Origin of the sequence: Streptomyces sp. NPDC094147, assembly GCF_044764265.1 — a bacterium.
GTDB lineage: Bacteria > Actinomycetota > Actinomycetes > Streptomycetales > Streptomycetaceae > Streptomyces.
This window is the reverse complement of sequence record NZ_JBIWHT010000010.1, coordinates 167654-192610: the sequence shown is the minus strand read 5'-3', so window position 1 is coordinate 192610 and position 24957 is coordinate 167654. Positions and strand designations below refer to the sequence as shown.

The following is a 24957-nucleotide window of genomic DNA, read 5'->3' as shown; positions in this document are numbered from 1 at the left end:
CAAAAAGGGAGAATTGATTATGCGCAAGGCACTCGCCGCTTCCGCCGTCGCCGCCGCCGCGGCACTCGCCCTCGCCGCTCCGGCCGCCGCGTTCGCCTCCGACGGCTCCTCGGCGACCCCCACGAACTCCGCGTCCCCCTCCGCTTCCGCGAAGCCCACGCCGACCGCGTCCACCCCGAGCGTGACGCTGTCCGCGGACAACGGCCGCCCCGGCGACAAGATCTCCGTCACCATCAAGGACAGCGGCCGCAAGGGAACCGCCCATGTCGTGTCCAAGGCCTTCGGCGGCCGGGTGGACCTGACCCCGGACGCGAAGACGGCCGGGGTGTGGCACGGCACGGCGACCGTCGCCGACTACCCGCGGGACTACTTCGGCGTCCAGGCCTTCGTGAACGGCAAGCTGTTCGACACGGTCAAGTTCACCGTCGGCGAGCCGAAGGACGACCACGGCAAGGACGACAGCAAGGGCCACGGCAAGAAGCCCTCCCCCAAGCCCTCCCCGGACCGGAGCAAGGAGCCCGTCGGCCGCTACCCGGCGCCCAAGGGCGGCGTGGACACCGGTATGGCGCCCGTGGCCGAGGACCACACCGCGGCGAACTCCGCGCTCGCCCTCGGCATCACCGCGATCGGCGCGAGCGCGCTGGGCGGTGCGCGCCTCCTCGACCGCCGCGGCCGGAACCAGGACTGAGCGCGTGACCACCCGCACCACCTCCCGCCGGGGTGGCCGCGCGGCCACCCTGGCGGGCGCCGCCGCCCTCACCGTGACGCTTGCCGCCACCGGCTGCTCGTCCGGCGGGCACGATGCCGCGCCGCCCGGCACGGCCGGCGCGGCCCCCGCGTCGGCGCTCGGCTCTTCCGTCCCGGACCGGATCGCCATCCCCGGCATCAAGGTGAACGCCCCGCTGGGCGAGATCGGCCTCGCGGCGGACGGCACGATGCAGACGCCGGCGTTCGACCGGCCGATGGAGGCCGACTGGTACAAGGAGGGGCCCGCTCCGGGCGAGCGCGGACCGGCCACGATCGTCGGCCACCTGGACACGGCCGAGGTCGCCAGGGCCGTCTTCCACGATCTGGCCGGGCTCAAGAAGGGCGAGCGGATCGACGTGCACCGCAAGGACGGCGGCAACGCGGTCTTCGCCGTCGACTCGGTGGACACCTTCAAGAAGGACGACTTCCCCACCCAGAAGGTCTACGGCCCCACCGACCGGCCCGAACTGCGGCTGATCACCTGCGGCGGCTCACTGACCAAGAACCGCCACTGGGACTCCAACGTCGTCGTCTTCGCCCATCTGACCGGCGAGGCCTGACGCATGCCCCAGGGCGCGTCCGGCGCGGACCGGGCGGCCGGGGGCGGGTGTCCCCGGCTCCCGCGCACGGCCGATAACCGCCCTATTCCGCACGGCACTTGGTCCCTACCATCCAAAGCGATCCGGCGCGCTCCGCACCACGGCCGGACCGGTCCGAAGGTTTGACATGTCCATGCCTCAACTACTTCACACCGCAGGCATGGGCGCTCGGCTGGACTCCCCACTTCACGCACGGCCACCGACAACCGATCGGAGCATCATGCCCGGTGCACTTCTCGCGAGCGGCGCTACCGCAGCGTTCCTCGCCACCTCGCTCTTCGCCCACACGGGCCCCGCCGCCCACCCCGGCATCGTCGTACCGCCCGACAAGATCGTCATCGAGGTCGCGACCGTCAACGGCTCCGGCTGTCCGCTGGGCACCGCCGCGGTCGCCGTCTCCCCGGACAACACCGCCTTCACCGTCACCTACAGCCAGTACCTGGCGCAGGTGGGCGTCGGCTCGCAGCCGACCGACTTCCGCAAGAACTGCCAGCTCAACCTGATCGTGCACGTCCCGCAGGGCTTCACCTACGCCATCGCGAGCGCCGACTACCGCGGCTACGCCCACCTGGAGAGCGGCGCGACCGCCGCCCAGAAGGCCTCGTACTACTTCCAGGGCTCACCGGACACGGTGACCACGACCCACCCCTTCAACGGCGCGTTCGACAACGACTGGGAGGCCACCGACGCCACCGACTGGGCCCAGCTCGTCTGGGCGCCCTGCGGCGTGCAGCGCAACTTCAACATCAACACCGAGCTGCGCGTGAACGCCGGCACCTCCGACCCGACCAAGACCAACAGCTTCATCGCCATGGACTCCACCGACGGCAACATCCAGACCGTCTACCACCTGGCCTGGAAGGACTGCCCGGCCACGCGCTGACGCCGCGCGCGGGGGTGCGGATCCTGCCACGCGCCGGGTCCGTACCCCCGCGACACCGGAGGTACAGGGCGGGGTGTCCACCGTCACGTCGCCGCCCGCCGTACCGATCGGTAATGATGACCCCCATGCGTTTTCTCTTCGTCGGCGACTCCATGACCATCGGATGCCCCGGCGACTTCACCTGGCGCTACCGCATGTGGCGCCACCTCGAAGCGTCCTTCGACGGCCCGTACGAGATAGTCGGCCCGCGTGACGCCCTGTACGACCCGGCGGCCGGGGCGCCCGTCTCGCACGACTACGCCGCCCCGGACTTCCCGGCCGCCGCCCGCCGCCACCTCGCGGGCTGGGGCGAGGGCTGGCTGCACATGGCCCCGGCGATCGGCGGGGCGGTCGCGGAGGGCCGGGCGGACGTGCTGCTCGTCTCGCTCGGCCTGATAGACCTCGGCTTCTACACGGACGCCGAACAGACCGCCGCCAACGTGCGCGCCTTCGTCGAGGGCGCCCGCGCGGCCAACCCGCGGGTCCGGACGGTCTGCCTGCCCGTCATCCCCAACGTACGGGCCGAGGACGACGCCCCGTTCGCCGCCGAGGTGGACCGCTTCAACGAGCTGCTCGCCAAGGCGGTCGCCGACCTCGACACGGCCGCCTCCCCGCTGCTGCTCGCCTCGGTCCCGGACTCGTACGACATCCACCGCGACACCTACGACGGTACGCACCCGGGCCCGAGCGGCGAGCACAAGCTGGCGGCCGCCTTCGCCGACGCGCTGCACGGCGCCTGGGAGCTGGGCGCCCGCTACACGCCGTAGGCGACCGGGCTACACGTCGTACGAAGCCCAGCCGCTGACCGCGAACCGGCTTGCCTCGCGCCGGACTTCGAAGGCGCCGGGGCCGCCGAAGTGGGCGGGGACGACGAGTTCGCGCTCGTCGGCGGCGCGGCCGAGGATCCGGTGCCGGGTGGCCGCCGCCTGCGCCTCGTCCTCGCAGAAGCAGCTGTTGCAGGACGGTTCGGCCAGCTGCACCGGGCTGTGCATCAGATCGCCGACGAAGACGGCCCGTTCGCCGCCGGAGGCGAGCCGCAGCACGGACGAGCCCGGCGTGTGCCCCGGCGCGGACTCCAGGACGAGGCTGCCGTCGATACGGTGCTCGCCCTCCCACAGCACGGCCTGCCCGGCCCGCACCACCGGAGCGACGCTGTCCTCGAAGAGGGCGACGTCGTCCACGCGCAGGCTGCGCCCGCCCGCCGGGTCGAAGTGGGCGTGGTCGGCGGCCGGGATGAGATAGGTGGCGTTGGGGAAGGCGGGCACCCATTCGCCGGGTCCGGCGGCGACGGTGTTCCAGCCGATGTGGTCGGCGTGCAGATGGGTGTTGACGACGACATCGACGTCTTCGGGCCGCACCCCCGCGGCCGCCAACTGCCCCAGGAAATCGGTGTTCCGGTGGTGGAACATCGGAGTGCTGGGCCGCTCGCGACCGTTGCCGATCCCGGTGTCCACGAGCACGGTCCGCCCGCCGCTGCGCAGCACCCAGGTCTGGAGCGCCCCGATCCAGCGGTCGCTGTCGGGCTCCCAGAAGTCCGGCGCGAGCAGGTCCTCGTTCGCCTTCCACACCTCCGGCCCGGCGCCGGGCACGATCGCCCGCGCAGGCCCGAACGCGCCCTCCCACTCCACGACCCTGGTGATCTCGACCTCGCCCAACGTGATGCTCCGCACGACTCCGCCGCCTTGTGCTCGATTCCGGTCCCTCCACCCTAAGAAGGCGGACTGAGCCGCTCAATGCGCCTTCGGCTCATCTGGATACGCGAACGGCTCATCGTTAGGCTGGCCGGATGGACGTGGTGAGCGACGCGATCTCCGCGGTGCGGGTGGGCCGCCCCTCCTCCACCAGGCTGCGGGTGGGCGGCAGTTGGTGTGCGCGCCTGGCCCCGTACGAGGGCGCGGGCTTCCACGTCGTCCTGGCGGGAAGCTGCTGGATGCTGCCCGAGGGAGGTTCCGCGATCCGTCTGAACGCGGGCGACGCGGTGCTGCTTCCGCGCGGCACCGGGCATGTGATCGCCGACCGCCCGGCCGACCGGGCCACCGTCGAGCGGGCCGTCGACTTCGAGCGCTGGACGGACAGGTCCGTCTTCGACTCCGCCGCCGACACGGAGCTGCTGTGCGGCAAGTACCGGCTCGACCGGCGGCACGCGCACCCGCTGATGGCGGAGCTCCCGGACGTCGTGCACATCCCCAACCGGGTCGGCCGCCACGGTGAACTCCGGGCGGCCATCGACCTGTTGGGGCGCGAGGTCGACGCCGGGCACCCCGGCTCGGCGGTCGCCCTGCCGAGCCTGCTCGACCTCCTGCTCGTCTATCTCGTACGGGCCTGGATGACGGACAGCACCACCTCCGGCTGGCCGGCCGCGCTCCACGACCCGGTGGTGGCCGCGGCCCTGCGCGCCCTGCACGAGGACCCGGCCGAGGCCTGGAGCAACGAGCGGCTCGCGGCCCAGGTGGGCGTGTCCCGGGCCACGTTGGCGCGCAGGTTCACCGCCCTGGTCGGCCGGGCGCCGATGGCGTACCTCACGTGGTGGCGGCTGACCCGGGCCGCGGCCCTGCTCCGGACCACCCCCGACGCGCTCGACACCATCGCCCGGCGCGTCGGCTACAGCACCCCGTACGCCCTCTCGCACGCCTTCAGCAGGCAGTACGGCACGACGCCTGGGCGCTACCGGGCCGGCGTCACGGCTTGATGACGAGCTTGCCCCCGGGGCGGCCCGTCTCGCTCAGCTCCAGGGCCTTCGCCGCGTCGGCGAGCGGGAAGGTCCCCGCGACGCGGACCCGCAGCCGGCCCTCGGCGGCGAGCCGGGCGTGCGCCTCATAGAGGGGCTCGGGCGCCGCCGTGCCGCCGCCGCTGAAGACGACGCCGAGTTCGGCGGCGGCCGGGTCGGCGATGGTGACGATGCGGGAGGTGCTGCCGCCGCGCAGCGCGATCGAGTCGGGCAGCGCGCCCCGGCCCGCCGCGTCGTACACCGCGTCGACGCCCTGCGGGACGAGGGCGCGCACCCGCTCGGCCAGGCCCTCCCCGTACGCCACCGGCACCGCGCCGAGCTCGCGCAGGAAGGCGTGGTTGTCCGGGGCCGCGGTGCCGATGACGGTGGCGCCCCGGGCCACCGCGAGCTGCACCCCGACCGAGCCGACCACGCCCGCCGCGCCGTGCACCAACAGGGTCTCGCCCGCACGGAGTTCGAGCAGACCGAGGACGCGCTCGGAGGTCTCGCCCGCGACGGGCAGCGCGACGGCCTGCTCCCAGGTCAGCTCGGCGGGCTTGGGCACGACATGGGTGGCCAGGGCGTACTCGGCGTACGCCCCGGTGTCGGACTGCCCGAACACCGCGTCGCCGACCGCCAACTCCGTTACGCCATCGCCCAGTTCATCCACGATGCCCGCCAGCTCCAGGCCCGGGACCGCGGGGAGCGGGGTCGGGAACTGGCCCCGCATCCAGCCGTTGCGGATCTTGTAGTCGACCGGGTTGACGCCCGCCGCGACCACCTTGACCCGCACCTGACCAGGTCCGGGCCGCGGCTTCGCGGTCTCGGCCAGGGCCAGCACCTCGGGTCCGCCGAACCGCTCGAACACGATCGCTTCCATCACAGCACTCCTCGTATCGCCCACAGCGTGGGGACGGCCGCGCCGACCGTACGCCGAAGCGGTGGAGCCCCGCAGGAGCCGCGGCACACCCGGGACGGCGCACGCGTCGTCGAGGCGGCGGGCCGTTGTCAGTGGCGGGTGCCAGACTCGATCACGTGGACGAACGGTGGGCCATCGAGGCGACCGAGGGCGGCGGGGCACGGCTCGCACCCCTCGGTGACGACGGGCTGCCCACGGGCCCGGTGCGCGAGGAGGCCGACCTGGTCGAGGCCGTCCGGGGCCGCCCCGGCGTCGGCCGCTGGGTGTGGCGGTCCACCGCCGAGATCTACCCCCGGCTGCTGGCCGCCGGGGTGCGGGTCGAGCGGTGCTACGACATCGAGGACGCCGAGCTGCTGCTGCTCGGGCACGAGGGCCGGTTCGGCGAGCCCCGCTCGGCGGCGGCCGCCTGGGCCCGGCTCCATCACAGACCCGTACCGGCCGACCCGCCGCCCCGCGCGGCCGAACCGGGCTCGCAGTCGTCCCTCTTCGAACCCCGGAGCACGGCCGGGCTGCCCTTCGAGGCGCTCCTGGAGGTGTACGCGGAGCAGCAGCGCCGGCACGACCGCACCGAGCACCCGGGGCGCATGCGGCTGCTCACCGCGTCGGAGTCGGCGGGGATGCTGGTCGCCGCCGAGATGAACCGGGCGGGGCTGCCGTGGCGGGCCGATGTGCACCGCGAGGTGCTGCACGGACTGCTCGGCGAGCGGTACGCCAGCGGCTCGCCCCGCACCGGGGCCGGGGGCGAGCCGCGCCGCCTGGCCGAGCTGGCGGACCAGGTGTCGGCGGCGTTCGGGCGGCGGGTCAGACCGGATCTGCCCGCCGATGTGGTGAAGGCCTTCGGCGAGGCCGGGATCCGCGTCAAGTCGACCAGGAGGTGGGAGCTGGCCGAGCTCGACCATCCGGCGGTGGAGCCGCTGATCGAGCACAAGAAGCTGTACCGGATCTGGACCGCGCACGGCTGGAGCTGGCTGCAGGACTGGGTGCGCGAGGGCCGCTTCCGGCCGGAGTACACCCCGGGCGGCACGGTCAGCGGACGCTGGACGACCAACGGCGGGGGCGCTCTGCAGATCCCCAAGGTGATACGGCAGGCGGTCGTCGCCGACGAGGGCTGGCGCCTGGTGGTCGCCGACGCCGACCAGATGGAGCCGAGGGTGCTCGCCGCGATCTCCCGCGACCCGGGTCTGATGGAGGTCGCGGGCCACGACGGCGACCTGTACACCTCGCTGTCCGACCGGGCCTTCTCCGGCGACCGCGAACACGCCAAGCTGGCGCTGCTCGGCGCGATCTACGGCCAGACCTCGGGCGACGGCCTGAAGAACCTCGCCGCGCTGCGAAGACGCTTCCCCCTCGCGGTGGCGTACGTGGACGATGCGGCGAAGGCGGGCGAGGAGGGGCGCCTCGTACGCACCTGGCTCGGCCGCACCAGCCCGCCCGCGGCCGGGGCCGGGGACGACGACGAGGCCGGCATCCCGCAGGAGCCGGACGCCCAACTCGCCACGGATGCAGGGGAGTTCACACCGGGCTACGCCTCCAGCAACGCCCGTGCGCGTGGCCGGTTCACCCGGAACTTCGTGGTGCAGGGCAGCGCCGCCGACTGGGCCCTGCTGCTGCTCGCCGCGCTGCGCCAGGCGCTCTTCGCGGCCGGGCTCCGGGCCGAGCTGGTCTTCTTCCAGCACGACGAGGTGATCGTGCACTGCCCGGCCGAGGAGGCCGAGGCCGTGACGAAGGCGATCCGCGAGGCCGGCGAACTGGCCGGACGGATCGCCTTCGGGAACACTCCGGTGCGCTTCCCGTTCACGACGGCGGTGGTGGAGCGCTATTCGGACGCCAAGTAGCCGTGGTGCTCGGCCACTTGGACTGGAGTGAACCCGAGCCGGGACGAGGCATCCGCACGGCTACTTGAGGCTGAGCCAGTGCGGGTCGAGCGCGATCGTCCTCAGCTCGTTCAGGGTGAGGACGGGCTTGGCGCGGGTGGCCGCCTTGTGCTGGTCTCCGGTGTTGAAAGCGGAGACGACGACCCGGAACCCGTCGGGGCGCACGGTGTCGGCGGTCCACCAGACCACCCCGGCACCGCCCTTCTCGCCCTGCTGCTTCTCCAGGCCGATCCGGGTGCCGTCCGGCAGGGTCGAGGTCTCGCCGCTCGGCGCGACGTCGGACATCCCGGTCTGCACATTGACCTGCACCAGGCTCCTGCCCTCGCCGTCGTCGACGACGAGAGAGGCGTAACCGTCCTGGCCGTCCTTCTCCACCACCTTGAGCGACTTGCCCGCGGGCAGCAGCGCGACGAGTTGCTTCTGGACCGCCTCGGCGGAGGGCCCCGTGCGGACGGGATCCCGCTTCTCGGGCGCCTTGAGCCCGTACGCCACCGGAAGCCACTTGGGGGATGTGACCAGCGACTTGAGCTGCTCGGCGGTGAGCGGCGGGGTGTCCCGGGAGACCTGGGCGCCCTTCTCGGCGGGCGCGTTCCACTCGCTCGCGTCGACCAGGGCGCCGTCGGGGGTGAGCAGGACGGCCCGCCATGATTTCGTCGGCTCGCGCCGGTCGGGGTACTCGTAGCCCTGGAACAGCATGTACCGGGAGCCGTCGGCCAGCTTCTCGGCCTTGCAGGCGTCGTAGCCGGTGGCGGACGGGGCGGGGCAGGTGACCTGCTGGCTGCCGGACTCGCTGCCGGGGTCGACCCTGCTGACCCCGAGCGAGACCAGCCCGGCGCCCTTCCCGTCGTCGAAGACGGCCGACGCGTACGGTGCGCCGAGGCCCCCGGGGCCGCCCGCACCCCGCCCCGTCTCCTCGGTGAGGGTGCCCGCGGGGAGCAGCGATTTGAAGAGCGCGACCATCTGCTCCCCGCTGCTGTCGCCGCTCTGCTGCGTGGGCTTCGGCGGCGCGGCCACCGAGGCGTCCGGGCCGGTGCCGCCGACGAGCCCTCCGGCGTACGCACTGCCGAGGCCCACCGCGGCGAGCGCGAGCACGCTGCCGGCGACAGCGGCGGTCCGGCGCCGGGCCAGTCGGCGGCGGCCCCGGACCAGGCCGGTCTCCACCAGGTCTCGGCGGTGTTCGAGTTCGAAGCTGTCTCCGGTGTGGCGCATGGCCTCGCCGAGTCGGTCCTCAAAGGGCATGGCAAACCACACCTTCCTGTCCTGATCGATGGAAATTCGATGTCGGTGACGGAGTCGTTGGAGACGGAGTCGGTATATCGGGGCGTCAGCGTGTGGCGAACTCGGTGAGGGAGCCGCCGAGCCGGTCGCGGAGCTTGGCGAGGGCGCGTACCGAGCGGGTGCGCACGGCGGCCGAGCTGACGTTCATGGCGTCCGCCGTCTCCTCGATGCTGCGGTCCTCCCAGTACCGGAGCACGATGACCGCCCGGTCCTTGGGCGCCAACTGGCCGAGCGCGTCGAGCAGTGCCACGCGCAGGGCCGGGTCCTCGCCGGTGGCCGCCGCGCGGTCGGGGAGTTCGCCGAGCGGCCGTTCGGTGGCCGAGCGGCGTCGGCGGTGGGTGAGGAAGGTCCGTACGAGCACCGTCTGCGCATAGCCCGCCGGGTTGTCGACCTTGGAGATCCGCCCCCACAGCACGTACATCCGGCCCAGCGTTTCCTGCACCAGATCCTCGGCGAGGTGGGTGTCACCGCTGGTCAGCAGGCAGGCGGACCGGAAGAGCTGGTCGGCGCGCCCCGAAGCGAACTCCAGGAAGTCATCCGTCCGGGCCGACACCCCCGGTCTCCCCTGCACCCTCTGCCACAGCTGCCTCACAGCCCGCCCCGCCCCCACCCGTCTCTCGCCCCGCCCCTACACCCCACTGACGCGCCGGACCCCCGGCAATGTTTCACCCGCTTTCCCCGACCGGCTCCCCACCGCCCGCGAACCGGCTGGATCACACCTTCAACTCGGCGAATTCCGGCGGAAAGCCGGTCCACTTCAGCTCGGCCGGCAGGTGCGCCATGTCGTTGTAGAGCAGCACGGATGCCGGGCGGTCGGGGGCGTAGCGGATGACGGTCAGGGCGGCGTTGCAGTGGTTGAGCCCGATCCAGCGCCAGTCGGGGGCGTCGAGCGCGGCCCGCACCAGCCAGCCGATGAGGAAGTTGTGGGTGACGACGAGTTCGTGGCGTGGGGCGGAGCCGGTGGCGGGGCCGGTGCAGCGGGCCATCGCCTCGCGGGCCAGCCGGGGCCCGAGCACCCGCTCCTGCGGGTCCGGGTCACCGAGGAAGCCGAGGATGCGGTCGGCGTCGGTGGCCGGGAGCTCGGCCCGCTCCGGCCAGTACGGAACGTGGTCCCCCGCCCACTCGGCCTCCCGCGCCGCCACACCGTCCAGTTCGGCCGCGATCAGGCGGGCCGTCTCGGCGGCCCGGCCCAGCGGGCTGTGGTGCACGGCGGCCAGCGGCACCCCGGCGAGCCGCCGCCCGAGCAGCACGGCCTGCCGCCGCCCCGCCCCGGTCAGTTCGGAACCCTCCCCTCCGGCATCGCCGTGCCGGGCCAGGTAGAGGTAGCGGGTGGCGAGGGCCGAGTGCTGCACGTGCTGCTCCATCACATTGGGAAGTTGATATCTGCCAGTCATCATCTGGAAGTTGATATCGCACCGCCGACACCGCAACACCCCCACCCCAAACCTGATAATTGTTCACTTTCCATTGACATGACACACCCGCCGGCCCAAAAGTTCCCCCATGACGCCGCTGCCGCTGCCGCTGCCCTCCTTTCCGCCCGGGTTCCTGTGGGGGGTCTCCGCCTCCGCGTTTCAGATCGAGGGGGCGGTGGACGTCGATGGGCGGGGGCCGTCGGCGTGGGACGCGTTCGCCGGGGAGGCCGGCCGGATCAAGGACGGCTCGCACGCGGACGTGGCCACCGACCACTACCACCGCTACCGCGAGGACGTGGCGCTGATGGCCCAACTGGGCGTCGGCGCCTACCGGTTCTCGGTCTCCTGGCCGCGGGTCCAGCCGACCGGGACGGGCCCGGTCAACCGGCGGGGCCTCGACTTCTACGACCGGCTCGTCGACGAACTGTGCGCCGCCGGGATCGCCCCCGTCCCCACCCTGTTCCACTGGGACACCCCGCTCGCCCTGGAGGAGCGCGGCGGCTGGCTCAGCCGGGACACGGCCGAGCGGTTCGCCGCGTACGCCTCGGTCGTCGCGGAGCGGCTCGCCGACCGGGTGCCGCGCTGGATCACGCTCAACGAGCCCGCCGAGATCACGCTGCTCGGGTACGGGCTCGGCGAGCACGCCCCCGGCAAGCGGCTGATCTTCGACGCGCTACCGGTCGCCCACCACCAACTCCTCGCGCACGGCCTGGGTGTTGAGGCGCTGCGCGCCGCCGGGGCGCGCGAGATCGGCATCGCCGCCTCGCACAGTCCGGTGTGGACGGCCGGGGACACGGACGAGGACCGCGCGGCCGCCGAGCTGTACGACACCCTGATGAACCGCCTCTTCGCCGACCCGATCCTCACCGGCGCCTACCCGGACGAGGGCCTGGCCGCCCTGATGCCGGGCCCGGTCGCCGAGGACCTGGAGATCATCTCGGCGCCCCTCGACTGGTACGGGATCAACTACTACAACCCGGCGCTGGTCGGCGCCCCGAAGCCGGACGCCGTCACCAGCCTCGCCGGGATCTCCCTCCCGCCGGACCTGCCGTTCGGCCTCCACGAGATCGAGGGCCACGAGCGGACCGACTTCGGCTGGCCGGTGGTGCCGGACGGCCTGTACGAGCTGCTCACCAACTTCCGTACGCGGTACGGCACTTCACTCCCTCCGCTGCTCATCACCGAGAACGGCTGCTCGTACGGGGACGGACCCGACCCGGCGGACGGACGGGTGGCCGACACCCGGCGGATCGCTTACCACGACGGCCATCTGCGCGCGCTGCACCGGGCGATGGCGGACGGCGTCGACGTACGCGGCTACTTCGTCTGGTCGATCCTGGACAACTTCGAGTGGGCGGAGGGGTATCGGCAGCGCTTCGGGCTCGTCCACGTCGACTACGAGACGCTGCGGCGCACGCCGAAGGACTCCTACGCCTGGTACCGGGACGTCATCCGGGGCGGCGGCCGATGACGGCACAGCCCGGCGCCGACGCCCTGCGCTCGCCGCCGGAGGGCGCCGGGGAGCGGGCCGGCGGACGCTGGGTGGGGGCGCTCTCGCTGGCCAACCTGGGGCTGTGGGTGGGGTGGTTCGGCCCGCTGCAACTGCTCCTCGCCCGCCAGGCGGAACGCTTCACCCCCGACCACAAGGCATCAACTCTCGCTCTGGTGACGGGACTTGGCGCCGCCGTGTCGATGGTGGCGAACCCGGTGTTCGGCGCGCTGTCCGACCGCACGACGGCGCGGGTGGGTCGCCGGATCCCCTGGGTCGTGGCGGGCGGCGCGGGCGGGGTCGCGGGGCTGCTGATCCTCGCGTGGGCGCCGGACGTGGCCGTGATGGCGGCGGGCTGGTGCCTGGTGCAGCTGGCGCTCAACGCCTCGTTCGCCGCGCTGACCGCCGCCGTGCCGGACCAGGTTCCGCGCCGGCAGCGCGGCACGGTCGGCGGCTGGCTGGGGGTGTCGCAGGTCGGCGGCATCCTGGTCGGCACGGCGCTGGCGACGGTGGCGGGCGGAATCACGGCGGGGTACCTGGCCTGCGCGGCCTTCTCGCTGCTCGCGCTCCTGCCGTACGTACTGATGCGCCGCGACGCGGCGCTGCTCGCGCGCGATCAACCACCCTTCCGCTGGCGGGAGTTCGCGTCGGGATTCTGGATCGATCCGCGCCGCTTCCCGGACTTCGGGTGGGCGTGGCTGACCCGGTTCCTGATGAACCTGTCGTACTCCATCAGCACGATGTACCTGCTGTACTACCTCACCGACGCGGTCCACTACCGGGGCGACGCGGACACCGGGGTGCTCGTCCTCACCGCGCTCGACGCGATCACGCTGCTCGGCACGGTGGTGATCAGCGGCATCTGGTCGGACCGCACGGGCCGGCGCAAGGTCTTCGTCGTCTGGTCCGGCCTCGTCATCTCGGCGGCGACGACGCTGCTCGCGGTGTGGCAGACCTGGACCGGCGCGGTGGTGGCCTCGCTGGTGCTCGGGGTCGGGTACGGGGTGTACACCTCCGTCGACTTCGCCCTGCTCACCGACGTACTGCCAACCGCCGCGAACCGCGGCAAGGACCTCGGCGTGATCAACATCGCCAACGCCCTGCCCCAGGTCCTGGCCCCGGCAATCGCCGCACCGATCGTCACCCACCTGGGCGGATACGGGGCGCTGTACGCGCTGGCGGGGGCGATCGGGGTGGCGGGATCCCTGCTGGTCCGGCGGATCCGGTCGGTGGCTTAGGGGGTGTTCGGGGTTCCTGGCCGGTGGCGGCCCCGGGGAAGGTCACCGCGGCCGGCAGCACTCCTGCGCCACCGAGACGAAGGCCAGCTTCGCGCGCTTCAGCTCGTCCGGCCTCTCATGGCGTCGCAGACAGTCGACGAGGTGCTGTGCGGCAGCGGCGGCATCGGGCGGGCCCTCCAGGAGCACCCCGCCCAAGGCACGTTGCAACTGGACGTCGTCGTCGGCCTGGCCCCGGCCGCTCCGTTCGGTGAGGATCCTGGCCTCCGCGGCTCCGAGGAACTCCGCGTAGGTCTGGCGGCGGAGGGCGAACTCGCGGTGGCCGGACTCGGCGCGGAGCGTCATGCGAACCGATTCGAGCAGCGCGTCCGCCTGGCGGTCCCCCGCGTGGCGTGCCGCGGCGGCCTGCCGGATGCCCGCGCTGCGGGCGTACCAGCCGGTCACAACGCTGCCCGCGATCGCCGATCCCGCGGCGATCAGCGCGATTCCCCAGTCACTCATGGCACCATCCTCGCGATCGGCCACGGCATGCCGCACCGCCCTTGCCCGATGTGCGGCGCGGATCACTCTCGGCGACCTTCGAACGGTGCGCGATAGGATCGGATCATGTCGCCCGACGACGCGAGTGAACCCGCCCCGACCTGCGAAAACACCCATTCTCGGCCGTCGGCCACCGATAGACTGGACACTTGCGGACGACGGACGACGGACGACGGACGACGGACGACGGACGAACGGTTCTGTTCGCGGCCCGGTCGGCGGTGGCCCTGTACCGCCTGCTCGACGTTCTCCCCATATTCTCCGGTGACGACCGGATCACCCGGCTGTTCACCCTCGTCCCCGGTTCGGACTTCGGAGCCGACGCGCTCCGCGCGATCGAGGCCCTCGGAGGCCGCACGGTGCCGTGGAGCGAGGCGTGCGCTCGCCCCCACGACCTGGTCGTAGGGGCGAGCCCGAAGGGCGACCTGGGGCTGCTGCGCGGCCCGCACGTCCTCCTGCCGCACGGCGCGGGCTTCAACAAGTCGATCCCCGGCGAGGGTTCGGCCGACTCGGCGTCCGGGCTGGACCCGGCGTATCTGCGACGAACCCACAGCCACGCTCCGATAGCACTGCACGCCTTGGCCCATCCCGATCAGGTCGCCAGGCTCGCCGCCACCAGTCCGCGGGCCGCCCGGCGCGCGAAGGTGATCGGCGATCCCACTCTGGAACGCGTCCTCGCCTCGACGTCCCTGCGCGACCGCTACCGGGCGGCGCTGGACACCGGGGCCCGCCGGCTGCTGGTCCTGGTCTCCACCTGGGGGCCCGAGTCCCTCATCCGGCAACACCCCGGACTGCCCGCCCGGCTCGCGGCCCAACTGCCCTGCGACGAATACCAGTTGGCGCTCGTGGTCCACCCCAATGAGCGCAGCCTGCTCGGGACGTACGAGCTGACCGAGCGCCTGGCGCCGGCCCTCGACGCGGGAATGATCCTGCCGGATCCGCACGAGGAGTGGGCCTCGGTCCTCATCGCCGCCGACGCCCTGGTCACCGACCACGGCTCCGCCGCCCTGTACTACTGCGCCGCCCAGGACCGCCCCGTCGTGAGCGTCCACCGCGGCGGCGGCGAGCTGATCCCCGGCAGCCCGATGCACGTACTCCTCGACCGGATACCGCAGTTGGGACGCGCCGAGGACCTTGTCGACGCGCTGCGGGCGTACCGGCCGGGCCCCGGGCGCACCGCTGCGCAAGCGGCGTTCGCGCCCCCCGGCGAAGCCGCGGCCCTCCTGCGGACCGAGGTCTACGCCCTGCTCGGTCTCGCGCCACCCGCCCACGACGTCGCGCCCCGGCTGCTGCCCGCACCCGCACCCGCCCCGCGTGTCCCCACGGCATTCGACGTGCACGTCGCGACCACCGCGGCCGGCATACGGATCACCCGGCACCCGGTCGGCCAAGGGGCGTCCGGCCACCACCTCGCCGTGGAGCACGGCGCCGCCGCCGAGCAACTCGCCCGCTCGGCCGGCCTGTTGTACCGTCGTCCGCTCCCGGCGTCCGCCGCCCCCGTGGACCTGGCCTGGACCGCCGGCGGGTGGACCCGGCACGCGCTGTCCGCCTACCCCGGCTGCCGTTCGGCCGCGGCTCTGCTGCCGTGCGGCGGATGCCTGCTCCGGGTCCGCGGTCATGAGCAGACGTACGCCGTCCAGGTCGAGCCGCGATCCGAAGACGGCCGGATCGTAAGGATCGACCCGGCCGTCGCGCTGTCGGCCGTGCACGCCCGGCTGGTCTCCCCTCAGCCCCTCCCGGCCGGCCCGACCCGGATGACCTGCCTCATCGGTGACCGGGCCTTCCGCATCACGCTCCGTCCAGCCACGGACGCCGAAGCCGCGCAGGTGATCTAGGGGGTGTCCTGGGCCCCTAGATCAGGCCGTTGCGCCACCGGAGGGTCCGCGCCGCCTCGCGATGCTCCGCCGCCTCCGCCAAGTGCCCTTCGGCCGTGGCCAGTTCGGCGAGTGCGTCGTGCACGCGGGCCCGGTCGAAGCCGGAGCGCCGCCTGTCGGCACGTGCCAGCGACTGCTGGTACAGCGCACGGGCCTCGTCCGTACGACCGAGCCGGTGGAGGACGCCCGCGAGGGCGAACGCCGAACGCCCGATCAGCCTCTCGCGCTTCTCGGCCACGAACCCGGTGTGTGCCTCGCGCAGCAGACGATGCGCCGTCTCCAGGTCTCCCACCTTCGCGTTCGCCTCGCCCATCCGATAGGTCTGGAGCAGGACGCCGTACGGGTTGGGGATCGCCTGGTGCATGTCGCGGGAGACGGTGAAGTCCGCCAGAGCCGCACTCCACTCACCGCGTGCGCCCTTGAGCATGCCGCGGTGCTCGACGGCCGAGGCGGCGAGCTTGCGGTCCCGTTCGGAGTCCCCCAGCAGGTCCCGGGCGGACATCGCGCCGAGGAGCTGGTCCTCGGCCTCGCCCAGTTCTCCCGACTCCCACAGCGGCCTGGCCAGCTGGCAGCGCGTGCGCACCAGCCACCCCGGGTTCCCGCCGTGCCGGACCGCCGAGTCGACGGTGCGCCGGAAGAGCTCGGTCACCTCGGACTGGTGGGGGTGGTCGAGTGCATGCGTCCACACCGGCTCGGACAGGGCCACGACCTCGGTGTCCATCTCACGGCCGTGGGCCAGGCGCGAGCAGCCGAACAGCACATGGCGTTCCTCGTCCAGCCAACGCGCCGCCCGTTCGGCGCGTTCGGCCCGTGCCGCGTCGTCCGCGACCGCTTCCGGATCCTCCAGTGGAACGTCCGGCGCGCCGGGAACGGGGTCGAAGAGAGCCACGACAGTCAGACGGCGGCCGGCGGCGAACCGGTCGGCCAGCTGGGCCTGCCGTACGAACCAGCGCAGCAGCCGCACCTGTGCCTCGGCCACCTCCCCCTCGGCCGCCTCGCGGCGGGACCGGCGCAAGGCGTGCCCGCGCTGCGGCCCCGGCAGCCTCATCTGGCCGGCCTCCGTCAGCGACAGCAGACGCAGGTCCAGTAAGCCGGCCCGGTGCAACTCCTCCAGGGCGTCCTCGCAGGCGTCCCGGCCCAGTCCCGACAACGCGGTGGCCGAGTGGAGCGTGAACGTCTCACCGGGATGGTGCGGAAGCAGCCGGTAGAGCAGGGCCGCCGGGCGGGACAGATCGGCATAGGTCATGTCCCAGATGTGCTCCACGCCGGACACGCCCTTCTCGTCCAACGCGGCCTGGAGATCCGCGAGGATGCGGGAGAGCGGACGCAGCCGGTGCGCGCGCACCCACCGGCCCGCCACGTGCAGCGCCGCGGGGAGACCGTCGCACAACCGGACCACCGCCCGCGCCGCCTCCGGGTCGGCGGCCAGCCGGTGGTCGCGGGCGATCAGCTCCAGCAGCTCCGCCGCCGCCTGCTCCTCCAATGGCGGCAGCGCCAGATCCACCGCGGTTCCGGCTTCGAGGTCGTGGAGCGGACCGTGGCTCGTGACGATCACCACGCTGTCGCCCGACGCCGGAAGCAGGGGAACGACCTCCGAGGCATAGCGCGCGTTGTCCAGCAGCAGGACCAGTTTCGCCTCGGAGGTCCTGTTCCAGTACTGCCTGCACCGCGCCGCGTATTGGGCCTGGACCTGGTCCGGCGTCACGTCGAGGGAAGTCAGCAACTGCGAGAGCACGTCACCGGGGTCCAGCACGCCGTCCACCCGGAAGTCGTCGAGGTCGATGGACAGCACACCGTCGGCGAAGGGGTAGCGGTCGAGCAGCGTGCGGGCGATCAGACCGGCCAGCTCCGTCTTCCCCAGACCGGCCGGCCCGCTCAAGGCCAGGACCAGCGGGCGGGAACGGCCCGCCCATTGCGTCACGGCCCGCAGGGCACGCTCCTGCTCCTCGTCGCGGTTGACGAAGTACACCGGCTCCGGCGGAAGTTCGACCCTCACAGCAGCCCTCTCGACCATCCGCAGTGCCCTGCACGCACTGCCCGACGATCACGCACTCTAGAGACTTTCCCCGCCGGGCGTCCGGCACAGCCGAAGACCCGAGAGCTCCGGTTCGAGCCCCGAAAAAGCAAAAGCCCCAGGTCACGGCGAGTGAGTCCTGGGGCTTCCACAGAGCCGCCTTCGGGATTCGAACCCGAGACCTACGCATTACGAGTGCGTTGCTCTGGCCAACTGAGCTAAGGCGGCACCGCCCTGCGCACCATGGTGCGAGCAGCAGCGTCGCCAAGTCTACACAGTTTCTGGAGTGGTCCTGACCAGGGCCTACTGGGCCTGTCCGGGCTACGAGCAGCGCTTGCCCTTGGCCGGCGGGGTGCCGTCGAGGAGGTAGGTGTTGATCGCGGTGTCGATGCAGTCGCTGCCGCGGCCGTACGCGGTGTGGCCGTCGCCCTCGTAGGTGAGCAGGGTGCCGGAGGAGAGCTGTTCGGCGAGCGACCGGGCCCACTTGTAGGGGGTCGCGGGGTCGCGGGTGGTGCCGACGACCAGGATCGGGGCGGCGCCCCGCGCCTCGATGCGGTGCGGGGCGCCGGTGGCCTTCACCGGCCAGTACGCGCAGTTCAGGCTCGACCAGGCGAAGGCGTCACCGAACACCGGGGAGGCCTGTTCGAAGGAGGGCAGGGCCGCCGTCACCTCGGCGGGGCCGGAGAAGGACGGCGGCAGGTCCAGGCAGTTCACGGCGGCGTTGGCGTACATCAGGTTCGCGTACTTGCCGCTCGCGTCGCGCTCGTAGTACGAGTCCGCCAGTGCCAGCAGGCCCGCTCCGTCGCCCTTCATGGCGCGGGTCAGGGCGGTGCGCAGTTCGGGCCACGCCTCCTGGTCGTACATCGCCGCGATCACGCCCGTGGTGGCGAGGGACTCGCCGAGCGGGCGGCTCTGGCCGGTGGGGATCGGCTTGGCGTCGGTGTCCTTGAAGAACTTCTTCATCCGGGCCGAGGCGTCGTCCACCGAGTCGGTGCCGAGCGGGCAGCCGTCCTTCTGCTTGATGCAGTCCGCCGCGAAGGACTGGAAGGCCGTCTCGAAGCCCGCCGTCTGGTCCCGGTTCATCATCAGGGACGACAGCGAGGGGTCCATCGCCCCGTCCAGGACCAGCCGGCCGGTGCGGGAGGGGAAGAGCTCGGCGTACGTCGCCCCGAGGAACGTGCCGTACGAGGCGCCGACGTAGTACAGCTTCTCGTCGCCCAGGACCGCCCTGAGGATGTCCATGTCACGGGCCGCCTCGACCGTCGAGACATGGGGCAGGATCTTGCCGGACTTGGCCTGGCAGCCGTTCGCGAAGTCCTTGAACGCCTTGGCCAGGGCAGCCTGTTTGGCCGCGTCGTCGGGGGTCTGGTCGACCTCCGTGTACGCGTCCATCTCCTTGCCCGTGAGGCATTCGACGGGCTCGCTCCGGGCCACGCCGCGCGGGTCGACGGCCACCATGTCGTAGCGGGCCCGGACTGGTACGGGGTAGCCGATGCCCGCGTACGACTGGAGGTAGCCGACCGCCGAGCCCCCCGGGCCGCCCGGGTTGACCAGGAGCGAGCCGATCCGCTTGCCGGGCCCGGTGGCCTTCACCCGGGCGACCGCGAGCTTGACGGAGTCGCCGGCGGGTTTGGCGTAGTCGAGCGGTGCCGTCATCGTGGCGCACTCGAACTTGCCGACACCGCACGCCCGCCAGCTCAGCTTCTGTGTGTAGTACGGGGCGAGGGCCTCGCCCGTCGGCGCGTCGGCCGGGACCGCCTTCGTCGCGGCGTGCGGCGAGGCGGTCGCGGACGTGGACGAACTGCCCGACGAACAGCCGGAGATGAGCAGGCCGGCGGTCGCGGCGGCGATGGCTGAAGTGCGGAGCAGGCGCCTTGAGTCCATCTCCGGAGCGTAGCCGCCCCATGACGTGATGTATGCCGTGTGCGGCAGCGCGGCTCGTACGGGTGATCCCCGTCAACCCGCCCGACCCCCGCCAGGCCCTCCTTGCCCCCTTCCTCCGCCGCTTCAGCCCGCTCGCAGGGCCAGCGTCATCGACTCCACCGCAAGGAGCGGGGCCACATTGCGGTCCAGGGCCTCGCGGCAGGCCAGGATGGACTCGATGCGGCGCAGGGTGCGCTCCGGGCCGGATGCGCGGGCGATCCGGTCCACCGCGTCCCGTACGTCCTCGTTGGCGATCGCCACTCCCGTGCCCAGTTGCAGCGCGAGGACATCGCGGTAGAAGCCGGTCAGCTCGGTCAGCGCGAGGTCCAGGCTGTCGCGCTGGGTGCGGGTCTTGCGGCGCTTCTGCTTGTCCTCCAGCTCCTTCATCACCCCGGCGGTGCCGCGCGGCATGCGGCCGCCGGCCACCCCGCCCATCGCGGCCCTGAGGTCCTCGGTCTCCTTGACGTCGACCTCCTCGGCCACCTGCTTGGCGTCCTCGGCCGCGGTGTCGACCAGCTCCTGTGCGGCCTTGAGGCAGCCGCCGACGTCGTCGACCCGCAGCGGCAGTTTCAGGACGGCGGCGCGCCTGGCCCGCGCCGAGGCGTCGGTGGCCAGGCGGCGGGCCCGGCCGATGTGGCCCTGGGTGGCGCGCGCCGCGGCGTACGCGGCTTCCGGCTCGATGCCGTCGCGCCGGATCAGGACGTCGGCGACCGCCTCGACCGGCGGGGTGCGCAGGGTGAGGTGGCGGCAGCGGGACTTGATGGTGGGGAGCACGTCCTCCAAAGAAGGCGCGCAGAGCAGCCACACCGTGCGGGGCGCCGGTTCCTCGACGGCCTTCAGGACCGCGTTGGCCGCCTGCTCGGTGAACCGGTCGGCGTCCTCGACGATGATCACCTGCCAGCGGCCGCCGGACGGCGACATCTGGGCGCCCCGGACCAGCTCGCGGGTCTGCTTGACGCCAATGGTGATGCCCTCGGTGGTGACGACCGTGACATCGGCGTGCGTACCGATCAGGGCCGTATGGCAGCCGTCGCAGAAACCGCAGCCGGGCTCACCGCCGAGCGCGCGGTCGGGGCTGACGCACTGGAGCGCGGCGGCGAAGGCACGGGCGGCGGTGGGGCCGCCGGAGCCGGGGGGCCCGGTGAACAGCCAGGCGTGCGTCATCTTCGACGCCTCGGGGCGCGGTTGGCCGGAACGCTCGGCGGTGACCAGCGCATCGGCATCCCGGGCGGCGGCGCCCAGCTGCTCCTGCACCCGCTCCTGGCCCACCAGGTCGTCCCATACGGCCATCGACTGCCCCTCCGTACCTCATTCACTGCTGCGCCCCATTGTGCGCCACCCCACTGACAACGGACGCCGTCGCACAAATCCCGCAGGTCAGGCGGCTGCGACCGACAGTCGCCAGGACCGCTCGCGCTAGGCGGCCCGCTTGTCGCGGGTCAGCCACAGGCCCGCTCCCGAAGCCAGGCAGACCAGACCGGTGCCCACACTGACGAGGCTCCTCGCCACCCCGGTGCAGTCGGCGAAGGTGCTGATGGACACGTTCGCGACGATGCCTGCCGCGAACAGCAGCCAGACCATGGCCTTCATGGGTTGCCTCCCGTGCCGTGATCGCTTGGGTGATCCGCTCTCCCGTCTCCGCCGTCCGCGCACATCGGAGCCGGCCCTCGAACCCGCGGTGTAGCCCGCTACACGCCCGCACGGGCCGCCGTCGCCTAGGAGGTGTCCGGAGAGAGCGGGACGGGCCTCGGTCCATCTGCTGGTCGGGGCCGGGGTCAGCGTCACCGGTTACGTCATGGTCGGCGCCCTGCCGTCCTGAGCATCGAGTGCGTCCTTCCAGTGGTCACAGGTCCCACTGGAAGCGCTAAGAATTTCCGGGCTCCGGCACGATCGTGCCGGCACGCGACTTCAGATGCGTACAGACACGAACGCCGGGGGTGTGGCCAGCCCCACCCCCGGCGGTCCCGCACCCCGGCGCTGCGCGGGTCAGCGGCGGCGCCCGCCCCGCGGATTGTCGTCCTCGTCGCGCGGGCCGAGGAGTTCGTCGGCGAGCGTCGGCAGATCGTCCAGCGGGGTCTCCTCCGCCCAGTCCGAACGCCGGCGCGGCCGCTCCTGGCCCGTCGCCGGGTCGATCTGCGGCAGTTCGCGGGTGCGCTCGTTGCCGCCGTCGGCCGCCTGCCCGGCCCCCGGCCCGTCGCGGAAGATGCCGGGCGGCACCCGGTCCGCCGGATCGGTGTCACGTACGGGCGGCAGCACGGTCGTCTCCTCGACGTCCCGAGCGGCGTCCGATGAGGTGTTGCGGCCGGTCTTCCGGGCCGCGTCCGGTACCGACGGCAGCACCGTCGTCTCCTCGGCGTCGGCCGCGCGCCCGGACGCGGGGCCCGCGTCCGGCCGGGCGACCGGCACCGGCTGGGTGACGTCGTTCGGCTCGGCGACCGGCACCGGCTGGGTCACTTCGTTGGAGCTGACGACCGGAGTCGGGACGGTGACTTCCGAAGCAGAAACGCGGCCGGAACCGGCCGGCTTCGCGGAAGTCCCCGTTGCCGGGGCCGAAGCCGCACTCGCCGACTTGGCGGCTGCCTCGGCCGCGGCGGCAACGGCGGCCGCCTCCGCGAGCCGACGGGCCTCCTCGGCGCGCAACAGCGCCTCTTCCGCCTTGCGCTGCTTCTCCAGGCGGCGCTCCTCGGCCTCGGCCCGCAGCCGGGCCTCTTCCTCGGCCTGCTTGCGCAGCCGTTCCTGCTCGGCCGCGCGGGCCTTCTCCTCGGCCTCGCGCCGCTTGCGCTCCTCCTCGGCGAGCCGCCTGGCCTCCTCGGCCCGCTGCCGGGCCTCCTCCGCCTGGCGCTCCTCCTCGCGGCGGCGCGCCTCTTCCAGCTCGCGCCGCTTGCGCTCTTCCTCCTCGGCGCGGAGCTTGGCGAGCTGCTCCTGCCGCTCGCGCTCCAGGCGCTCCTCCTCCGCCTTGCGCGCGGCCTCTTCTTCGGCGCGCTTCCTGGCCTCTTCCTCGGCCTTCTTGCGCGCCTCCTCCTGGGCCCTGACCTCGGACTCGGAGAGCGGCAGCATCTGGTCGAGCCGGTGGCGTACGACCGTGGTGACCGCTTCCGGCTCCTGGCCCGCGTCGACCACCAGGTAACGCGAAGGGTCGGCGGCGGCCAGGGTGAGGAACCCGGACCTGACCCGCCCGTGGAACTCCGGCGGCTCCGACTCCAGCCGGTCCGGCGCCTCGGTGAACCGCTCCCGGGCCGTCTCGGGCGAAACATCGAGCAGAACGGTCAGATTCGGTACGAGTCCGCCAGTTGCCCACCGGTTGATTCGGGCAATTTCGGTCGGGGAGAGATCACGACCGGCACCCTGATAGGCCACCGAGGAGTCGATGTAGCGGTCCGAGATGACGATCGCGCCGCGCTCCAGGGCGGGGCGTACCAAGGAGTCGACGTGCTCGGCACGGTCGGCGGCGTACAGCAGCGCCTCCGCCCGGTTGGACAGACCGGCGGACGACACGTCGAGCAGGATCGACCGCAGCCGCTTGCCCATGGGCGTCGCACCGGGCTCGCGCGTCACCACGACCTCGTGGCCCTTGGCCCTGATCCACTGGGCGAGCGCCTCCGCCTGGGTGGACTTGCCCGCCCCGTCGCCGCCCTCCAGCGCGATGAAGAAGCCGGTCGCGGCAGGCGCCTGCGCCGGATCGGCACCGCGCAGCGCGTCGGCCAGATCGCGCCGCAGCGGAACGCCCTGGCGGTCGTCGGCCTTGGCGAGCACCACGGCGGCCAGGGGCAGCAGCAGCGCGCCCACCAGCATCAAGGTGAATCCGGCGCCGCCGTGCGCGAAGACGAACGCGCCCGACTCGACCCGGTGGCTGCCTATGGCCGCGGCGAGCAGCGGCGCGACGATGGCGCCGAGCCCCATCGAGACCCGTACGACCGCCTGGAGGTGCTCGGCGGTGCGGGCCCTGCGGTACTCCTCAGTCTCCTGGTCGATCAGTACGTGCCCGGTGTTGGCCGCGACACCGGCGGCGACACCCCCGACCAGCGCGATCAGCAGCACGGTCGCCAGGTCGGGCACCAGGCCCATGGCGAGCAGCGCGACGCCGGTGACGGCGATGGCGAGCGAGAGCAGGCGCCGCCGGGAGAGCACCGGAAGGATCTTGGCGGCGGCGCGGATGCCGAGCACCGTGCCGCCGGTCAGCGCGAGGATCAGCAGCGCGAAGGCGGCCGGACCGCCGCCCAGGTCCACGGCGTGCAGCACGGCGACGGCCGCGGCGGTCGCGATCGCCCCGGCGACCGAGGCGCAGGCGAGCACGAGCAGCGGAATCGCGCCGGTACGTCCCTTGTCGGGGCCGTTGCCGGTGCTGGGCCTGCGCAGCCCCTCCAGCGGCGAACGGGCCCGCGGCGTCTGCGTGTGAGGCAGTTCGAGCAGGGCGACCACGGAGATGGAGGCGGCGAAGAGGCCGGCCGCGAGGTACGAGCCGAGCGCGGCCTGGTGCAGCTTGAACCAGTCGACGCCCGTCCCGAGCAGATTGCTGACGAGCGCGGCGACGAGCAGGGCGACGGCGCCCAGCGGGATCGCCACGAAGGTGGTGCGCAGCGAGAGCGTGCGCAGCGCGCCCAGGTGGTCCGGCAACGGCCGCACGGCCGCGCCCTCCAGGGGCGGTGCGGGCAGCAGCGCGGGCGCCGCGCTCTCCTTGGCGACGGTCCAGAACCGTTCGGCGACGCCGGAGAGGAATGCGGTGATCAGGATGAGGAGCAACGCGTTGGCCGGGGTCCAGTCGATCCACAGCGGGGCGACGATCAAGAGCGCGGCCCGTATGCCGTCGGCGCCGACCATCGTCCAGCGCCGGTCGAGCGGGCCGCCCGGCGAGGTGAGCGCGGAGACCGGGCCGAGCAGCGCGGCGCCGAAGAGCACCGTCGCGAACACCCGGGCGCCGAGCACCGCGGCGATCGCGAACGCGGCCCCCCGGTATCCGCCCCCGAAGGACTGCTGCTCCAGCGCGGCCTGCAACGCCAGCAGCAGCGTGACGAGCACGGCGAGCGCGTCGCCGATCCCGCCGACGAGCTGCGCGCTCCACAACCTCCGCAGTGGGGGGATGCGCAGCAGGGCACGCACGGCACGCTCGCGTGAGTCTGCGGCCAGGGCGTCGGAGCTGGGGCTCACGACCGTGGGGGTCCCCCGTGCTCCGTCAGAGCTTGGGTGATGCTCGGCTCCTCGCGTCATCCGCCCAGCCTATCCGGAGCGAACGGGTCCCCGCGGGGGTGCCCGAACATATGGACGGACAGAACCGCCCGCAATCCACCGGGACTCCACCGCGGCGGGGGTCCGCGCGGGGCCGAACTCGCCAGAGCTCCCTTTCCGACCGGGCCCGCACCGAGGGAGCCGATGCGACGGGCCTGGACCGAATCCCGGCCCCAATACGCCTTTGTCGTCGCCGGG

General features: G+C 72.9%; 20 protein-coding genes and 1 tRNA gene. 9 read left to right on the top strand and 12 right to left on the bottom strand.

The features are described from left to right. The first annotated feature begins 19 nt into the window (after positions 1-19). From ACIQ8J_RS17970 to ACIQ8J_RS17955, 4 genes are all read left to right on the top strand, one after another. Entirely contained in the window at positions 20-688 is a 669-nt protein-coding gene (locus ACIQ8J_RS17970; RefSeq protein WP_403272476.1) for a hypothetical protein, read from the top strand. A 4-nt stretch (positions 689-692) separates the two neighbouring features. Next, on the top strand, positions 693-1307 hold the full coding sequence (locus tag ACIQ8J_RS17965) for a class F sortase (protein WP_403272475.1): 615 nt from the start codon (positions 693-695) through the stop codon (positions 1305-1307). A 259-nt stretch (positions 1308-1566) separates the two neighbouring features. Further along, positions 1567-2229 (top strand): DUF4360 domain-containing protein, encoded by a 663-nt coding sequence (locus tag ACIQ8J_RS17960; protein WP_403272474.1) that lies wholly within the window; start codon positions 1567-1569, stop codon positions 2227-2229. A gap of 125 nt (positions 2230-2354) precedes the next feature. Continuing rightward, positions 2355-3035 (top strand): GDSL-type esterase/lipase family protein, encoded by a 681-nt coding sequence (locus ACIQ8J_RS17955; RefSeq protein WP_403272473.1) that lies wholly within the window; start codon positions 2355-2357, stop codon positions 3033-3035. Between the two features lie 9 nt (positions 3036-3044). Here the strand turns inward: ACIQ8J_RS17955 and ACIQ8J_RS17950 are convergent, their stop codons facing one another. After that, positions 3045-3938: an MBL fold metallo-hydrolase gene (locus tag ACIQ8J_RS17950; protein WP_403272472.1), complete on the bottom strand. Its 894-nt coding sequence runs from the start codon at positions 3936-3938 to the stop codon at positions 3045-3047. Between the two features lie 116 nt (positions 3939-4054). On the opposite strand from ACIQ8J_RS17950, the gene ACIQ8J_RS17945 reads away from it, so the two are divergent. Then, positions 4055-4957, top strand: coding sequence for an AraC family transcriptional regulator (locus ACIQ8J_RS17945; protein WP_403272471.1), 903 nt, complete (start codon positions 4055-4057; stop codon positions 4955-4957). On the opposite strand, the gene ACIQ8J_RS17940 is transcribed toward ACIQ8J_RS17945, so the two are convergent. Next, positions 4947-5855, bottom strand: coding sequence for an NADP-dependent oxidoreductase (locus ACIQ8J_RS17940; RefSeq protein WP_403272470.1), 909 nt, complete (start codon positions 5853-5855; stop codon positions 4947-4949). The two genes, ACIQ8J_RS17945 and ACIQ8J_RS17940, sit on opposite strands and share 11 nt — an antisense overlap. A 155-nt stretch (positions 5856-6010) precedes the next feature. On the opposite strand from ACIQ8J_RS17940, the gene ACIQ8J_RS17935 reads away from it, so the two are divergent. Next, on the top strand, positions 6011-7729 hold the full coding sequence (locus ACIQ8J_RS17935) for a bifunctional 3'-5' exonuclease/DNA polymerase (RefSeq protein ID WP_403272469.1): 1719 nt from the start codon (positions 6011-6013) through the stop codon (positions 7727-7729). A 60-nt stretch (positions 7730-7789) separates the two neighbouring features. Here ACIQ8J_RS17935 and ACIQ8J_RS17930 read toward each other — a convergent pair whose 3' ends face one another. The 3 genes from ACIQ8J_RS17930 to ACIQ8J_RS17920 all read right to left on the bottom strand — a co-directional run bounded on the left by ACIQ8J_RS17930 (position 7790) and on the right by ACIQ8J_RS17920 (position 10440). Then, entirely contained in the window at positions 7790-9007 is a 1218-nt protein-coding gene (locus ACIQ8J_RS17930; protein ID WP_403272468.1) for a hypothetical protein, read from the bottom strand. An 85-nt stretch (positions 9008-9092) separates the two neighbouring features. Then, entirely contained in the window at positions 9093-9599 is a 507-nt protein-coding gene (locus tag ACIQ8J_RS17925; protein ID WP_403272467.1) for a SigE family RNA polymerase sigma factor, read from the bottom strand. A 160-nt stretch (positions 9600-9759) separates the two neighbouring features. Then, positions 9760-10440, bottom strand: a complete 681-nt coding sequence (locus ACIQ8J_RS17920) for a histidine phosphatase family protein (RefSeq protein WP_403272565.1) — start codon at positions 10438-10440, stop codon at positions 9760-9762. 109 nt (positions 10441-10549) lie between these two features. On the opposite strand from ACIQ8J_RS17920, the gene ACIQ8J_RS17915 reads away from it, so the two are divergent. Both ACIQ8J_RS17915 and ACIQ8J_RS17910 read left to right on the top strand, forming a co-directional pair. Beyond that, a complete protein-coding gene (locus tag ACIQ8J_RS17915; protein WP_403272466.1) occupies positions 10550-11932 on the top strand; it encodes a GH1 family beta-glucosidase in 1383 nt (460 codons plus the stop codon). Next, complete coding sequence (locus ACIQ8J_RS17910; RefSeq protein ID WP_403272465.1) at positions 11929-13188, top strand: MFS transporter; 1260 nt, start codon at positions 11929-11931, stop codon at positions 13186-13188. Before ACIQ8J_RS17915 ends, ACIQ8J_RS17910 begins: the two co-directional genes overlap by 4 nt. 42 nt (positions 13189-13230) lie before the next feature. Here ACIQ8J_RS17910 and ACIQ8J_RS17905 read toward each other — a convergent pair whose 3' ends face one another. Further along, entirely contained in the window at positions 13231-13686 is a 456-nt protein-coding gene (locus tag ACIQ8J_RS17905) for a hypothetical protein (RefSeq protein ID WP_403272464.1), read from the bottom strand. Positions 13687-13874: 188 nt separating this feature from the next. Here ACIQ8J_RS17905 and ACIQ8J_RS17900 point away from each other — a divergent pair, with 188 nt between their 5' ends. Next, positions 13875-15560 carry a translation initiation factor 2 gene (locus ACIQ8J_RS17900; RefSeq protein ID WP_403607857.1) on the top strand — a complete coding sequence of 562 codons (1686 nt, stop codon included), beginning with the start codon at positions 13875-13877 and terminating at the stop codon, positions 15558-15560. Between the two features lie 16 nt (positions 15561-15576). On the opposite strand, the gene ACIQ8J_RS17895 is transcribed toward ACIQ8J_RS17900, so the two are convergent. The 6 genes from ACIQ8J_RS17895 to tmk all read right to left on the bottom strand — a co-directional run bounded on the left by ACIQ8J_RS17895 (position 15577) and on the right by tmk (position 24741). Next, entirely contained in the window at positions 15577-17595 is a 2019-nt protein-coding gene (locus tag ACIQ8J_RS17895) for an NB-ARC domain-containing protein (RefSeq protein ID WP_403272462.1), read from the bottom strand. A gap of 172 nt (positions 17596-17767) precedes the next feature. After that, positions 17768-17841: transfer RNA gene (locus ACIQ8J_RS17890), tRNA-Thr, on the bottom strand. Between the two features lie 93 nt (positions 17842-17934). Continuing rightward, positions 17935-19497 (bottom strand): alpha/beta hydrolase, encoded by a 1563-nt coding sequence (locus ACIQ8J_RS17885; protein WP_403272461.1) that lies wholly within the window; start codon positions 19495-19497, stop codon positions 17935-17937. 123 nt (positions 19498-19620) lie between these two features. Beyond that, positions 19621-20826 (bottom strand): DNA polymerase III subunit delta', encoded by a 1206-nt coding sequence (locus tag ACIQ8J_RS17880; RefSeq protein WP_403272460.1) that lies wholly within the window; start codon positions 20824-20826, stop codon positions 19621-19623. 126 nt (positions 20827-20952) lie between these two features. Continuing rightward, on the bottom strand, positions 20953-21126 hold the full coding sequence (locus ACIQ8J_RS17875; RefSeq protein ID WP_403272459.1) for a hypothetical protein: 174 nt from the start codon (positions 21124-21126) through the stop codon (positions 20953-20955). Positions 21127-21522: 396 nt separating this feature from the next. Continuing rightward, the gene (gene tmk, locus ACIQ8J_RS17870; protein WP_403272458.1) at positions 21523-24741 is read right to left on the bottom strand and encodes a dTMP kinase; all 3219 of its coding nucleotides are present in this window, start codon (positions 24739-24741) and stop codon (positions 21523-21525) included. Positions 24742-24957: the final 216 nt, after the last annotated feature.